14 protein-coding genes are annotated in these 14,390 nt (G+C 47.1%); all 14 read right to left on the bottom strand.

Annotation, left to right across the window (positions count from 1 at the left end):
• Positions 1-45: 45 nt before the first annotated feature.
• Positions 46-261 carry a YlzJ-like family protein gene (locus ACH97_RS17620; RefSeq protein ID WP_003181904.1) on the bottom strand — a complete coding sequence of 72 codons (216 nt, stop codon included), beginning with the start codon at positions 259-261 and terminating at the stop codon, positions 46-48.
• Positions 258-1,004, bottom strand: coding sequence for a ClpP family protease (locus tag ACH97_RS17615; RefSeq protein ID WP_020451445.1), 747 nt, complete (start codon positions 1,002-1,004; stop codon positions 258-260). The genes ACH97_RS17620 and ACH97_RS17615 overlap by 4 nt, the downstream gene beginning before the upstream one ends.
• Before the next feature lie 102 nt (positions 1,005-1,106).
• Entirely contained in the window at positions 1,107-2,771 is a 1,665-nt protein-coding gene (gene rnjB / locus ACH97_RS17610; protein WP_020451444.1) for a ribonuclease J2, read from the bottom strand.
• Positions 2,772-2,918: 147 nt separating this feature from the next.
• Positions 2,919-3,788: a 4-hydroxy-tetrahydrodipicolinate synthase gene (dapA, locus tag ACH97_RS17605; RefSeq protein WP_020451443.1), complete on the bottom strand. Its 870-nt coding sequence runs from the start codon at positions 3,786-3,788 to the stop codon at positions 2,919-2,921.
• 30 nt (positions 3,789-3,818) lie between these two features.
• The gene (dapG, locus tag ACH97_RS17600; protein WP_020451442.1) at positions 3,819-5,033 is read right to left on the bottom strand and encodes an aspartate kinase; all 1,215 of its coding nucleotides are present in this window, start codon (positions 5,031-5,033) and stop codon (positions 3,819-3,821) included.
• 90 nt (positions 5,034-5,123) lie between these two features.
• Positions 5,124-6,164 carry an aspartate-semialdehyde dehydrogenase gene (gene asd, locus ACH97_RS17595; RefSeq protein WP_020451441.1) on the bottom strand — a complete coding sequence of 347 codons (1,041 nt, stop codon included), beginning with the start codon at positions 6,162-6,164 and terminating at the stop codon, positions 5,124-5,126.
• Between the two features lie 126 nt (positions 6,165-6,290).
• A complete protein-coding gene (gene dpaB, locus ACH97_RS17590) occupies positions 6,291-6,884 on the bottom strand; it encodes a dipicolinate synthase subunit B (protein ID WP_025811418.1) in 594 nt (197 codons plus the stop codon).
• Positions 6,881-7,780 (bottom strand): dipicolinic acid synthetase subunit A, encoded by a 900-nt coding sequence (gene dpaA / locus ACH97_RS17585; protein WP_020451439.1) that lies wholly within the window; start codon positions 7,778-7,780, stop codon positions 6,881-6,883. The genes dpaB and dpaA overlap by 4 nt, the downstream gene beginning before the upstream one ends.
• Positions 7,781-7,923: 143 nt before the next feature.
• Positions 7,924-8,184, bottom strand: coding sequence for a YlmC/YmxH family sporulation protein (locus ACH97_RS17580; protein WP_003181887.1), 261 nt, complete (start codon positions 8,182-8,184; stop codon positions 7,924-7,926).
• Positions 8,185-8,268: 84 nt separating this feature from the next.
• Positions 8,269-9,498: a M16 family metallopeptidase gene (locus tag ACH97_RS17575; RefSeq protein ID WP_020451438.1), complete on the bottom strand. Its 1,230-nt coding sequence runs from the start codon at positions 9,496-9,498 to the stop codon at positions 8,269-8,271.
• A gap of 36 nt (positions 9,499-9,534) precedes the next feature.
• Complete coding sequence (locus ACH97_RS17570; RefSeq protein WP_020451437.1) at positions 9,535-10,497, bottom strand: polysaccharide deacetylase family protein; 963 nt, start codon at positions 10,495-10,497, stop codon at positions 9,535-9,537.
• A 146-nt stretch (positions 10,498-10,643) separates the two neighbouring features.
• Positions 10,644-12,761: a polyribonucleotide nucleotidyltransferase gene (pnp, locus tag ACH97_RS17565; protein WP_020451436.1), complete on the bottom strand. Its 2,118-nt coding sequence runs from the start codon at positions 12,759-12,761 to the stop codon at positions 10,644-10,646.
• 201 nt (positions 12,762-12,962) lie between these two features.
• Positions 12,963-13,232: a 30S ribosomal protein S15 gene (rpsO, locus tag ACH97_RS17560; protein WP_003181879.1), complete on the bottom strand. Its 270-nt coding sequence runs from the start codon at positions 13,230-13,232 to the stop codon at positions 12,963-12,965.
• A 184-nt stretch (positions 13,233-13,416) separates the two neighbouring features.
• Positions 13,417-14,376, bottom strand: coding sequence for a bifunctional riboflavin kinase/FAD synthetase (ribF, locus tag ACH97_RS17555; protein WP_020451435.1), 960 nt, complete (start codon positions 14,374-14,376; stop codon positions 13,417-13,419).
• Positions 14,377-14,390: the final 14 nt, after the last annotated feature.

The raw sequence follows: 14,390 nt of genomic DNA, 5'->3' as shown, positions 1-14,390 counted from the left end.
TCTGGATTCCCCTATTATAGCATATTTATCCTTGAGACACTTCAGCTATTTATAAAATGTCAGTTTAAGCGTCTGCCCAGGTGCTGTTTCTTGTTTTAAAAAATCCATCGGGTTCGTGCTGAGAACTTGGACGACTCTTGCTTCCTCTCCGTTCATTTCGACTAAAAGGGGCACGCCGTTGACATCGATCTGTTTTAAGTTCGAGTTTTCCGCCTGCCCTGCGAACACGATTTCCTGCGGCATTGTTGTATACAGAATCATTGGATCATCCCTTCCTGGGCGCCTTTGTTTTGTTCGATTAATTCATTCAGCTTTTGAATCGCCTGTCCGACTCCGCCGGTTTCATCGATTAATCCATATTTCACGGCATCGTTTCCTACGACATTCGTCCCGATATCGCGGGTCAAATTGCCTTTTGAAAACATCAGTTCTTTAAATTTGTCTTCCGATATGTTCGAATGACTTGTCACGAAATTGATGACCCTTTCCTGCATTTTATCGAGATACTCAAATGTCTGCGGCACACCGATGACAAGCCCTGTCAGTCTGACCGGATGGATCGTCATCGTCGCTGTTTCAGCGATATAGCTGTGGTCGCAGGACACCGCAATTGGAACTCCGATTGAATGTCCGCCGCCCAGCACGATAGAGACCGTCGGCTTTGACAGAGACGCCAGCATTTCCGCAATCGCAAGACCCGCTTCAACGTCTCCTCCGACCGTGTTTAAGATGATGAGCAGCCCTTCGATTTTAGGATTCTGCTCTACTGCAACGATCTGGGGAATCACGTGTTCATATTTTGTTGTTTTATTTTGGGGAGGAAGCTGTACGTGACCTTCAATTTGCCCGATAATGGTCAGACAGTGAATGTTGGTATCCTGACCCATTTGCGGGAGTGTCGTTTCGCCGAGCTGCTGGATTTTGTTGACGAGACTGTCTTTTGCGTCCGGCTTAGCCGGCTGCTCCCCCTGGCTGTCCCCGTTTTGTATCCGGTTTGAGTCCATCTGGCTCACCTCTTTCTCGAGTTTCTTTTGTATTATGGACAATGGCGTTTTTTTCATTCAACGCAAAAGGCATGAAAAAAAACCAAGAGAAATCTCTTGGTTTTATACTTCCATGATGATTGGAATGATCATTGGTTTTCGTTTCGTTTTTTCGTATAGGAACTGGTTTAATGCGTCACGCATCGCCTGTTTTAAGGCGGACCATTCGACGACGGCGTTTTCTGTGCTTTCGTTGACGAGTTCCCTGACAAGTTCCGTCGCTTCAACGATCAGCTGTTCAGATTCTCTGACATAGACAAAACCTCTCGTGATAATTTCGGGTCCTGATACAAGATGTTTTTTCTTTTTATCAAGGGTAATCACAACGATTAAGATTCCGTCCTGGGACAGAAGACGGCGGTCTCTGAGCACGATATTGCCGATGTCGCCGACACCGAGTCCATCGATCAAAATATTGCCTGAATGCACTTTATCGCCGATTTTCACGTTTTGTCCGCGGAATTCCACGACGTCTCCTTTTTCAATCAGGAAAATGTCGCTCCGTTTCATACCGATTTCTTCGGCAAGCTTGGAATGCGCTTTTTGCATTCTGTATTCACCGTTTACGGGGATTAAATACTTCGGCTTCAGCAGGTTGAGCATCAGCTTCAGTTCTTCCTGACAGCCATGGCCTGATACATGGACGCGTTTTTGGGCGAAAACGACCTGCGCGCCCGCTCTTGTTAAGAGGTCGACCGCTTTGGAGTAGACAAGCTCCTGACCCGGAATAGGGGAGGATGCGATCAGGACGGTATCCCCTTTCTCAATGTCGAGCTGCTTATGCCCTTGTTTTGCGATCCTGGTCAATGCGGCGAGCGGCTCTCCATGGTTGTCCCCTGTCAAAATCGCGACTTCTCTTTTCGGATACTTTTTAACTTCCTGGACAGGGATGAACAGATCTTCATCTGCCGTGACATACCCGAGCTTCATCGCCAGCTGGAGTATCGTCGAAATATTTTTTCCTGAAACCGCAAGCTTCCTGCCGTTTTGGAGCGCGGCATCAATGACCTGCTGAATCCGGTTAAAGTTAGACGCGAACACGGCAATAATGACGCGGTTTTCGGCATTGTACATTACATCGGATATCTCTCCGCCGACGACTGCTTCTGAAGGCGTATAGCCCGGTTTCTCAGCATTGGCACTGTCGGAAAGCAGGCACAGCACACCGCTGTTGCCGATTTTGGCAATTTCGCCGATGTCGCTTGTCTGGTTTAAAACAGGTGTCTGGTCAAATTTAAAATCGCCAGTGCACACGATGGACCCGAGGGATGTTTTAAAGCTGACACCGACGGAATCCGGAATGCTGTGATTTGTTTTAAAGAATGACACCTTTGTCGATTCAAATGTAATAACAGATTTTGAATGAATTTCTCTTAAATCGGGCTTTTTGTTTACACCGTACTGCTTCAGCGTTTCCTTTAAAAGGGCGAGCGTCAGCTTCGTTCCGTAAACAGGCACAGAAAGTTTGTTCAGGCAGTAAAATACGCCGCCTATGTTTTCCTCATGCCCGTGTGTGAGAAAAATCGCCTTTACGCGGTCAGATCGTTCAATTAAATATGAAATGTCAGGAATGACCACATCGATACCCAGCATTTCATTTTCTGGATGCATGAGACCGGCGTCAACCACGAATATGTCAGAATCAATTTCAATGACATAAAGGTTTTTTCCGATCTCTCCGACGCCTCCTAAGGCGATAATTCTAATATTTTCTGTATTTTTTTTCAAATTGTAATCCTCCTAATCTAAGTACCCGTCCATCATCACTTGTCCCTATTATACCTGAATCTAAATTTAGAAAACAAGAACCATTATGTATATGACAAACGGTCATCCCCTCCAAAAGAGAATGACCGTTTTCGTCCGTATTGTTTTTTACAGGCCGTTCATCAGGCTGCTTAAACGGAGTCGTTCATCTTCATTTAGCGGAATCAAAGGGAGCCGGACGGACCCGACATCAAGACCCTTCAGCTGAAGAGCCGTCTTTAATGGAGACGGATTCGGTGCGGCAAAAAGCCCTTTCATCAGCGGAAGCAGCTTTTGGTGGATCAAAGCAGCCTGAGCCGTGTTCCCCTCTGTATAATGTTTGATCATTTCCTGCATTTCCGGTCCGATGATATGTGATGCAACGGAAACGATTCCTCTCGCTCCTACGGACAAGGCCGGCAGTGTCAGGCTGTCATCTCCTGAATAAACGGCAAAGTCCTCAGGGGTTTCAGCTACGATTTTTGTAATCGCATCTAAGTCGCCGCTCGCTTCTTTAATCGCAATGATATTCGGGATCTCCGCAAGGCGGATCGTCGTTTCCGGTGCGAGCGAAGCAGCCGTTCTTCCCGGTACATTATAAAGCATGACAGGCAGTGACGTTTCCTCCGCAATCGCTCTGAAATGGCGGTACATGCCTTCCTGAGAAGGCTTGTTGTAGTACGGAGTGACGAGCATGACGGCGTCAGCGCCGGCTTCTTCAGCTTTTTTCGTCAGCTTGATCGACGCTTTCGTGTTGTTGCTTCCCGTGCCGGCGATGATCGGGACGCGGCCTGCCGCTTCCTTTACGGAATATTGAATGAGCGCTACCTTTTCTTCTTCGGAAAGCGTCGGCGATTCTCCGGTTGTTCCGGCAACCACCAGGGAATCCGTCCCATTGTTTATTAAATAATCGATCAGCTTTGACAGTTTTTGAAAATCGATATTTTCATTTTTGTCAAAGGGCGTAACCATTGCGGTTGCGATATTTCCGAAATTCATTTTTTTCACCTCATCATGATTCAATCATATTTATTTTGACAGTTCAAACACTTCATGCAACGCATTCACGGCCGTCGCCATATTTTTCTCGTGCACGAGCACCCATATCGTCGTATGGCTGTCAGCAGACTGCAAGATCGGAATGCCTTTTTCTGATAAAGCGGTAACGATTTTTGAGGTAACGCCCGGAACGCCCATAATTCCCGCGCCAACTGCTGACACTTTCGCGCAATTTCTTGTCACGGCCGGTTCATAGCCCAATTCTTTCAGGATGCCAGAGGCGCGGTCGGTCATGTTTCCAGCCACCGTGTAGACAATTTCACTTGGTGTAATATTGAAGAAATCGACGCTGATGCCGGCATTCGCCATCGCTTTAAACACTTCAGTCTGTACGTTATATTGTCCTTCTTTTGCCGGGACTTTAAACTGTGTCACGTCTTTCACATGGGCGATGCCAGTGATAAGACGCTCAAAAACGTCGCTTCCGGCTTTTGAGTTGTGATGGCTTGTGACGAGCGTGCCCGTCTCGTTTGAATAGGTTGAACGCACGCGGATCGGCACTTTCGCCTGCATTGCGATTTCAACGGCTCTCGGGTGGATCACCTTGGCCCCCTGATAGGCTAAATTACAGATTTCCGTATAGGTAATCACAGGCAGCGGCTTCGCTTTTTCAACGATGCGCGGATCAGCGGTCATGACGCCTTCGACATCTGTATAAATATCGATAAATTCCGCGTCCAGCGCCGCGCCGAGCGCAGCGGCCGATGTATCGCTTCCGCCGCGGCCGATCGTTGTAATGTCCCCTTTTGCAGTCGCGCCTTGGAAGCCTGCGACGACAACCGCATCATGGTCGGCCAGCATGCTGACAAGCCGCTCCGGCTTCATTTCGAGAATCTTTGCATTCGTATGGTTGTTGTCCGTTAAAAAGCCCGCTTGCGCACCGGTTAAAGCAGCTGCTTTAATCCCGTTTTCCAAAAGCATGCTGGCGAACACAACAGAGGAAATCGTTTCTCCGCATGATAAAAGCATATCCTGCTCGCGCTCGGTAATCGTATCCTGTCCGCCGTAAAGCAGATCAAGCAATGAATCAGTCGCATACGGATCGCCTTTCCGGCCCATGGCCGATACGACGACAACCGCTTTGTATCCTTCATTGACCGCTTCCTGAATATGGCTTAAGGCAAGCTTTCTGCCGCGGTCATCTTTTACAGACGTTCCGCCGAATTTTTGAACGATGATTTTCACTTTATTTCACTCCAAGTTGATTTCGGACGTAACAGAAGAGAGCAGGCTTTCATTTTTGCCTCACTCTCTTCTCACATCCCGTTAGAAATCTTAAACTAAATTTAAAGCTTTTAGGCTTTCTGCGATTTGTACGGAATTCCATGCTGCGCCTTTCAGCAGGTTGTCGGAAACGATCCACAGATGGAAACCGTTCGGGCGGTCAAGGTCTTTTCTCACCCGGCCGACAAACACGTCTCTTTTTCCTACTGCATCTGCAGGCATCGGATAGACCTGTTCAGCCGGATCATCCTGCAGAACGACGCCTGGAGCTTCTTTTAACAGATTTTTAATATCTTCTGCTGTCACATCATCACGGTCTGTTTCGATGTAGACGGATTCTGAATGCCCTGTTGCAACCGGCAGTCTGACACATGTGGCTGAAACTTGAAGCTCAGGCATGTGCATGATTTTTTTCGTTTCATTTATCATTTTCATTTCCTCAAACGTAAAGCCGTTTTCCTGGAATTTATCGATTTGAGGAATAGCGTTAAATGCGATTTGGTAGTGTTTTTCATCACTCTTCACCGGCATGATCTCAGGCTCGAACGGTTTGTCGTTCAAAATGGCTTCGGTTTGCCCGTAGAGCTCTTTTACCGCTTCATTTCCGGCTCCCGACACCGCCTGATAAGTCGACACGATGATTTTGTTTAAACCGAAAGCCTTGCGGATCGGTTCGAGCGCAACAACCATCTGGATTGTTGAACAGTTCGGATTTGCAATAATGCCGTTGTGCTTGTGCAAATCTGCCTCATTGACCTCAGGTACGACGAGCGGAGTGTTTTGGTCCATTCGGAACGCGCTCGTATTATCAATAACGATCGCCCCGCGTTTGACAGCCTCGTGAGCAAGCGCCTGCGAAACGCTTCCCCCAGCGCTGAAAAGCGCGATGTTGACGCCTTCAAAGCTCTCTGGACGAGCTTCTTCTACAGTGTACTCTTTGCCTTTGAAAGTCTGCTTCGTACCTGCTGAACGTTTTGAGGATAATAAAGTCAGTTTATCCAGTTCAAAATTCCTGTCTTCTAGTGTTTTTAACATTTGCTGTCCTACAGCGCCTGTCGCACCAACTACTGCTACATGTAATCCTCTGCCCAATTGTAAAACTCCTTCCACCTTAATCGTCGTAAACGATTGGTTGACTATGCATTTTACATTTTATTTTAACATAGATGTGTGCCGTGGTGATTGATATTTTTTGTTACAACTTTATTTTCAAAAGATTTATTGATCACTGTGGACCAGGATAGGCTGCATTTGTTTATGGGAGAGCGCTTCTTCGACCGCCGGCACTAAAAGATCCATTTTGGCGACAAGCGAATTCGGCTTTTTATAAGGATCATCCTGGCCGAACGGAATAAAGTAAACGTTTTTTGCCGCCATCAGCCTCATCAAGTTGACGCCGTTCAAGCCGAGCGCATCATTCGTTGAAATACCGAGGACAACGGGACGGGAGTTTCTCATCGTCGCCTTGGCCGCCATGAGAACCGGACTGTCCGTCTGGGCGTTTGCGAGCTTGCTCATCGAATTTCCCGTCAGTGGCGCAACAACCATGCAGTCCAGCGGAGTTTTCGGTCCGAGAGGCTCCGCTTTCGGAATGGAATCAATGACTTTAAATCCAGTTAGTTCCTCTATTCTCCTGACCCATTCTTCTCCTTCTCCAAAGCGTGTGTCCGTCGACTTGACAGTATGTGTGACGACCGGTCTCACTTCAGCTCCATTGTTGATCAGCGCTTCGATTTGCGGAAATACAGCATCATACGTGCAATGTGAACCCGTCAGACCAAATCCGATTCTTTTTCCTTTGATCGACATTATGACAGCCCCTTTCGGTCGGTTGTTAATTCAGACAAAAGGTTGCACAAAACATTGGCAATAATCTGTCCCGCCGTTTTAGGCGCGACGATCCCGGGGAGTCCCGGAGCAAGCAGCGCTTTAATGCCTTGCTTTTCAGCAAAATCAAAATCGGTGCCTCCGGGACGGGTTGCTAAATCGAGAATTAATGTTCTGGGTGTCATTCGTGAGAGGACGTGTTTATCGAGAATCAGGCTTGGAATGGTATTGATGCAAATGTCGATATTTTCAACATGCTCTGCAAGTTCGTTTGTGTGGAAAGGAGTGAGGCCCATCTCCAAGATTCTGGCGAGGTGGGCGGAGTCGCGCGCTCCGACTTTTACGCGTGCTCCGAGCGCCGAGAACGACCGGCTGATGCTCATTCCCGTCCGCCCGAGCCCGAGAACCATCACATTCGAGCCGTGAATCGTAAAGTCTGTATGCTGTATGGCCATCATAATGGCACCTTCGACTGTAGGTATCGAGTTGTAAATCGCAATATCGTCTCTTTCAAAGAGCTTGACAAGACGGCGGTTTGCCCCTTTGGCCATGCCGTCTAAATACTGGTTTGAAATCCCTGAATAAATCGCACAGTGAGGCGGAGTTTTTTCTAAATGTTCCTGTTTTAACACCACTTTTTCATTGGAAAAAACAGTCGCAACCGTTCCTTCCATCGATGTGCCTGATACAGGCAGAATAATGCTGTCTATTGTGCCAAAGTCGAGTTCGTTCAGCTTTAGTTTTGTAGCTCCGGTAAACCCGTGATCAAGCTGGTCAAAACCGATTAAAAAGACCTTTGCATCCTGTTCCGTCAGCTTGCGGATGATCTCGAGCTGCCTTGCATCGCCGCCGATGATTGCAATCGTTAATCCGGTTAACATGGCTCTAACATTCACCTTCTTTTTTGACAAGGATCTAATTCATAAGCTAATTTCATCATATGACAAAAAGGAAATAGCGGTGAATTGAAATCCAGAAAAACAAAAAGCCCGCCCCAAGGGACGGGCGGGTGTTCTAGGCTTGCTTATTCTTCTTTTGTCACGCTGCTTTCCGGCACATCCAAAATGATCATATCCGATCCTATTTTTTGAATTTGCGACCAGGGCACCTTGATGTCATTCCCCTGTTTTCTGCCAAGTCCGAACCATTTTACAGAAGGGATAATAAGAGCGGTAATCTGTCCGTCCTGCTCATTGATCTCAAGATCCGTCTGCCCCAGTACGCCAAGCCGTTCAGCCCGCTTAACATCGACGATTTCTTTTCCCGAAAGCTCACTCAGCCTCATGAAAAAACCCCCTTTTGTTATGATGTATGAACCGATAACAAAAAACATGCCTGCCTAAAAAGACAAGCATGTTTTAACGAGGTATTATTTCGGCAGCTCACCCGACGGGCTGATCAATGCAGACGAGTAATCATCGGTGAAAATCCGGTTGGCAAGATTGTTCACACGCTCAAGGCTGACGGCATTCAACTTTTCGATGATTTCATCAAGCGTCCGGTGTTTGCCGAGCAAAAGCTCATTTTTGCCGTTGCGGCTCATTTTGCTGTTTGTGCTTTCGAGACTGAGCATCAGGCTGCCTTTCATTTGCTCTTTGCTGTTTTCAAGCTCTTTCGGTGTAATTCCTTCGCTTTTCAGCACACGCAGTGTTTCATGAATCGTTTCTGACAGAAGCTGAAGCTGATTTGCGCCGGTTCCGGCGTAGATCGTCATCATGCCGCTGTCTTCATAGGAAGTGTGGTAGCTGAACACGGAATATGCAAGACCTTTATCTTCCCGGACATCCTGAAAGAGGCGGCTGCTCATGCTCCCTCCCAAAATATTATTGAGAACGATCAAATCGTAGATTTCCGGGTGACCTGCTTCCAGCCCGTTAAAGCCGAGACAGAGGTGAGCCTGTTCGGTTTCTTTTTTGCGCGTCATTTTCTCATGATGAAAATCCGGTTTTGTCATGCCGGTTCTTTTGCCTTTGGCTTCATATGAGCCAAAGTGCTTTTCAGCTTCTTTTATAAAAGCTTCCGGCACATTTCCGGCTATCGAAATGACGACGCGGTCAGGCGTGTAATATTCGTCCATATATTTTCTGAGCGAATCTCCGTCAAATTCAGCAAGCGTCTCCTCTGTGCCGAGGATCGGATAACCGAGGGAATGGCTGCCGAATGACGCTTTGCTCAAGAGATCGTGGACGATGTCGTCAGGCGTGTCCTCATACATTTTAATCTCTTCATAGACGACGTTTTTTTCTTTTTTCAATTCTTCCTCGTCAAATGATGAATGAAAGAACATGTCAGAAAGCACTTCCAGAGCATAGCTTGCATGCTCATCGAGAACTTTGGCGTAATAGCACGTATATTCCTTTGAGGTAAACGCGTTGACCTGTCCGCCGATTCTGTCGAAAGACTCTGCGATGTCCCTTGCAGTGCGCGTTTTAGTCCCTTTGAAAAACATGTGCTCAAGAAAGTGCGAAATACCGTTAATTTCAGGTGTTTCATGTCTTGATCCGGTTCCAATCCAAACTCCGATGGCCACAGACCGGACAGTGGGATTGTTTTCGAATACGATTCTTACCCCATTTTGACAAGTATACCGTTTAATCAAATTTGTTCCTCCTATTCAAAGAACGGGCCGCACATCCTATTCTTCAACAAGCCTTTTTTCATTCATCAGCTGTGAAACAGTTCCGATTTGATAGCCTTTTTCATGAAGGTTCTGTATCAAAACGGCAAGACTTTTTGCAGTTGGATCTGTCGGATGCATTAATATCATGGCGCCGTTATGTACTTTGCTTAATACCCGTTGCTGTAAGACGGCCGGCTGCGGTTTCTGCCAATCGATCGTATCAACTGTCCACATGATCGTTCCCATCCCCATCTTGTGAGCCTGATCCACAACCTCTTTGCGGAAGCTGCCGCTCGGCGGGGCGAACCATTTCGGCTTGACGCCGAGCGTTTCCTCTATTTGTTCATTTGTCATCCGCAGCTGTTCTGAAATACGTTCTCTCGTCAGTTTGCTCATATCCGGATGATTGTATGAATGGTTTCCGATTTCATGTCCGCCGTTTTGGATGGCTTTTGCGAGCTCGGGGTGATGTTTCACCCATCTGCCCTCCAAAAAAAAGGTGGCTTTGACACGATGCTTTTCTAAAACGGGAAGCATCTCCTGCAAATATTCATTACCCCAAGCGACATTGATAATAAACGATACCATCGGTTTATCCGGGTGTCCGCGGTAGATCGGCTCAGGCTTTAAGGATTCTAAATGAACATCAGGTTTCACTTGATCATAAACGAGCAGCTTCTCATCAAATGCTCCGATCCGTTTCATTTTTTTGTACGATTTTTCGATGTTTACTTTTAAGCCGTTGTAGCCGGGAATCGCTTTCCATATTTGATCAATTTTCGCATTCTGGGCCTTTACTTCATATTCAGGCGCTTTTTGCAAAAGCTCCTGGTACAATTCGTCCTTCTGAGCGGCAACCGTGACCGCATCTTTTTTCATCGCATCTATGTAATGTTGTGAATACGGACGGTTCATCATCTGATAGGACATCAGCAAAAGAAAGAAAAAAACGGAAACACGAACAATCGTTCTTTTCAATTGTATTCCTCCCTTCCCCACAAAATATGTGAGAAAAGGACAAGATAGAACCGGACCGTTTTCACGGCTTAAAACAAAGAAGCCGGGTTACCCAGGCTTCCTTTTGCTTTGAAGACGAAGACAGAAGCAAGATAAAACACCGTTTTTTACGATTTTTGTTCTTCTTTTTCCTTCTGTTCACGCAGTACAGCTTTTCTTGATAAGTTGACGCGTCCTTGTTTATCGATTTCGGTAACCTTAACAAGGAGCTCGTCGCCGATTTTGACGACATCTTCGACTTTTCCTACCCGTTCGAGCGCAAGCTCTGAAATATGGACCAAACCGTCTTTTCCGCTGAACAGTTCAACGAAAGCTCCGAATTTTTCAATCCGCTTTACTTTACCTAAGTAAAGCTGTCCGACCTCAACTTCTCTGACAAGGTCTTCGATGATTTTCTTCGCTTTTTGGTTCATGCTTTCATCGGTGGAAGAGATGAAGATTGTGCCGTCTTGTTCAATATCGATTTTAACACCTGTATCTTCAATGATCTTATTGATTTGTTTTCCGCTTGGTCCGATGACGTCGCGGATTTTATCCGGATTGATCGACATCGTCAAGATTTTCGGCGCATAAGGAGAAAGCTCTTTTCTTGATTCAGCCAATGTGCTCAGCATGCTTTCAAGAATTTCCATTCTGCCTTTTTTCGCCTGCTGAAGAGCCTCTTCCAAAATCTCTCTTGATAGGCCTTCAATTTTAATATCCATTTGCAGAGCTGTGACGCCTTTGGACGTTCCCGCTACTTTAAAGTCCATATCTCCGAGATGGTCTTCCATACCTTGAATATCGGTTAGGACCGTGTAGTTGTCACCTGATTTAACAAGACCCATTGCGATTCCGGCCACCGGAGCTTTAATCGGCACCCCTGCATCCATCATAGCAAGCGTGCTTGCACAAATGCTCGCCTGGGAAGTTGAACCGTTTGATTCAAGCACTTCAGAGACGAGGCGGATGGTGTACGGGAAGTCTTTTTCAGACGGAACAATCGGCTCAAGCGCACGTTCCCCGAGGGCTCCGTGCCCGATTTCGCGGCGTCCTGGTCCGCGCATCGGCCCTGTTTCCCCGACGCTGAACTGCGGGAAGTTGTAATGGTGCATAAAGCGTTTTGATTCCTCGACACCGAGACCGTCCAAAATTTGTACATCGCCAAGCGCACCGAGCGTACAAATGCTGAGCGCCTGCGTCTGCCCCCGTGTGAAAAGGCCTGAACCGTGTGTTCTCGGAAGGAGTCCGACTTCTGAAGAAAGCGGGCGGATCTCATCGACTGCCCGGCCGTCAGGACGAACTTTTTCCTCCGTGATCAGACGGCGCACTTCATTTTTAACAAGCTGCGACAAAATGTCTTTCACTTGTTTCAGCGTGTCTTCATCGTGTTCCTCTTCTTCAAACTTGGCCAAAACCTCGTTTTTCACTTCGCTGATCGCGTCCTCGCGCGCGTGCTTTTCATGAACCTGGATCGCTTTTAAGAGGTTCGATTCGGCCATTCCCCGCACTTTTTCTTTCAGATCGGAATCGATCTCATACAGGGTGATTTCTGATTTTTCTTTCCCGACAGCGGCGACGATTTCCTCCTGGAACGCAATAAGCCGCTTGATCTCCTCGTGACCGAACATGATCGCTTCAAGCATGATCTCTTCCGGAACTTCGTCTGCTCCTGCTTCAACCATGTTGATCGCATCTTTCGTTCCCGCTACGACGAGGTGAATGTCGCTTTTTTCAAGCTGTTCAAGTGTCGGATTAATAATGAATTCGTTGTCAACCCGGCCTACCGTCACTCCGGCAATCGGCCCTTCAAACGGGATGTCCGATACGGACAGCGCAAGAGACGATCCGAACATTGCCGCCATTTCCGACGAACAATCCTGGTCAACACTCATGACGATGCTGACGACTTGAACTTCATTCCGGAAGCCGTCTGCGAACAGCGGACGAATCGGCCGGTCGATTAACCGGCTGGCGAGAATCGCTTTTTCGCTCGGTCTGCCCTCTCTTTTAATAAACCCGCCCGGAATCTTTCCGACGGCATAAAGTCTTTCTTCATAATTCACGGTTAACGGGAAGAAATCTACGGTTTTAGGTTCTTTTGAAGCCGTTGCGGTGCTGAGCACAGCGGTGTCTCCATAACGCACCATGACAGCTCCGTTTGCTTGTTTTGCAAGCTGGCCGGTTTCTACCGTCAGCTTGCGGCCGGCCCAATCTATGGAAAAGACATGTTTCTCTTGTCCCATTCTTATATGAACTCCTCTCTTCGGATAGTTTTTACGTTACTCCTATTATGAACGAAATGAATTGAACATATCAATGGCAAAGTGCTATGTAAAGAATGAATCGGTGTCATTTAAAATCATTTATATGAACAACGCGTTTTAGAGTTGCCGGATATTCGTTCTTATACGATAAAAAAGCGGGAATCCTCCCGCTTTTTACGATTATCGACGTAATCCTAGTTTGTTGATCAACTCACGGTAACGAGTTACGTCTTTGTTACGAAGATACGTAAGAAGATTACGACGTTTACCTACCATTTTAAGAAGACCGCGACGTGAGTGATGGTCTTTCTTGTGAGTGCGTAAATGCTCGTTCAAGTTGTTGATTTGATCTGTTAGGATAGCGATCTGAACTTCCGGTGATCCCGTGTCAGATTCGTGGGTTTTGAACTCATTGATGAGTTGTGTTTTACGCTCTTGAGTAATTGCCATCCTGTTTCACCTCCATATAATATTAGCCCCGATTACCTAGCAAACGCCGGTGATTCGATTTGCCAAGTGAACGGTTTTAAAGCTACAGACAATATGATACTAGAAATGCGGGCCTAATGCAACCATTTATGATGAAGTTTAGCTATTATCACCATTGTTGACGCGTATTGCCGTTTCCATACATCTAGATTTCGGCCGGCTTCCGCTCTCTGAAGAAGCGGATCGCTTCTTCTTTGTCTCTAGAAATCTGTTCGACAAGCTCGTCAACGCTGCCGAATTTTTTTTCGCTCCTCAGCCGCTTATACCATTCGACCTTAATTTCGGACCCGTATATGTCACGGTCAAAATCGAATAAGTTGACTTCGATTGATGGCTGCCCCGGCCGTTTTTCGTAAAACGTCGGCTTGTATCCGACATTGCAGACGCCGTTGTAGACAGCGCCGCCGATTTCGGCTTTAACGGCATACACACCTGTCGGCGGGACGATGTATGTGTCTTTAAGGCCGATATTGGCGGTCGGAAATCCGATCGTTCGGCCCCTTTTATCGCCGTGGATCACAAAGCCTTTCACATGGTACGGCCTGCCGAGCAGTTCAGCGGCGTACTCGACGTCTCCGGCTCCTAGGACGGTGCGGATTCTCGTGGAGCTCACCTTTTGGTCCTGATTGGAGTATTTTGCGACAGACGTGCTTTTGACACGGCCTTTCGCATACTCCTGGAAGTTTTCCATTGTGCCTTTGCCGAATTTCCCGAAGGTAAAGTCAAATCCGGCTACAACATGAGTAACGTGAAAGCCGAGTATATATTGATCGATAAATTCTTCAGGCGATAGAGAAGCGAATTCAGGGGTAAATGTGACAACGTATAAAAAATCGACCCCTAAATCTTCAATGATGCTGATTTTGTCCTGCAATGGCGTGATTAAATCTTTTGGCTCCCGGCCTTTTTTGAGCACGGCAGAAGGGTGGGGATGAAAGGTCATCACCGCCGTTTTGACCCCTTCTCTTGCCGCGGTGTTTTTTGCTGTAAGAATCACTTGCTGATGTCCCAGGTGAACACCGTCAAAATAGCCTAATGCCATAACTGATGTCGGAAAATCCTCACGCTTCAAGTCGTGTGGGTGGGAAATATGTATCGTCTTCAAGAACGGTCACCTTT

This window comes from Bacillus paralicheniformis (assembly GCF_001042485.2).
Taxonomy (GTDB): Bacteria; Bacillota; Bacilli; order Bacillales; family Bacillaceae; genus Bacillus; species Bacillus paralicheniformis.
This window is presented reverse-complemented; position numbering and strand designations above follow the sequence as displayed.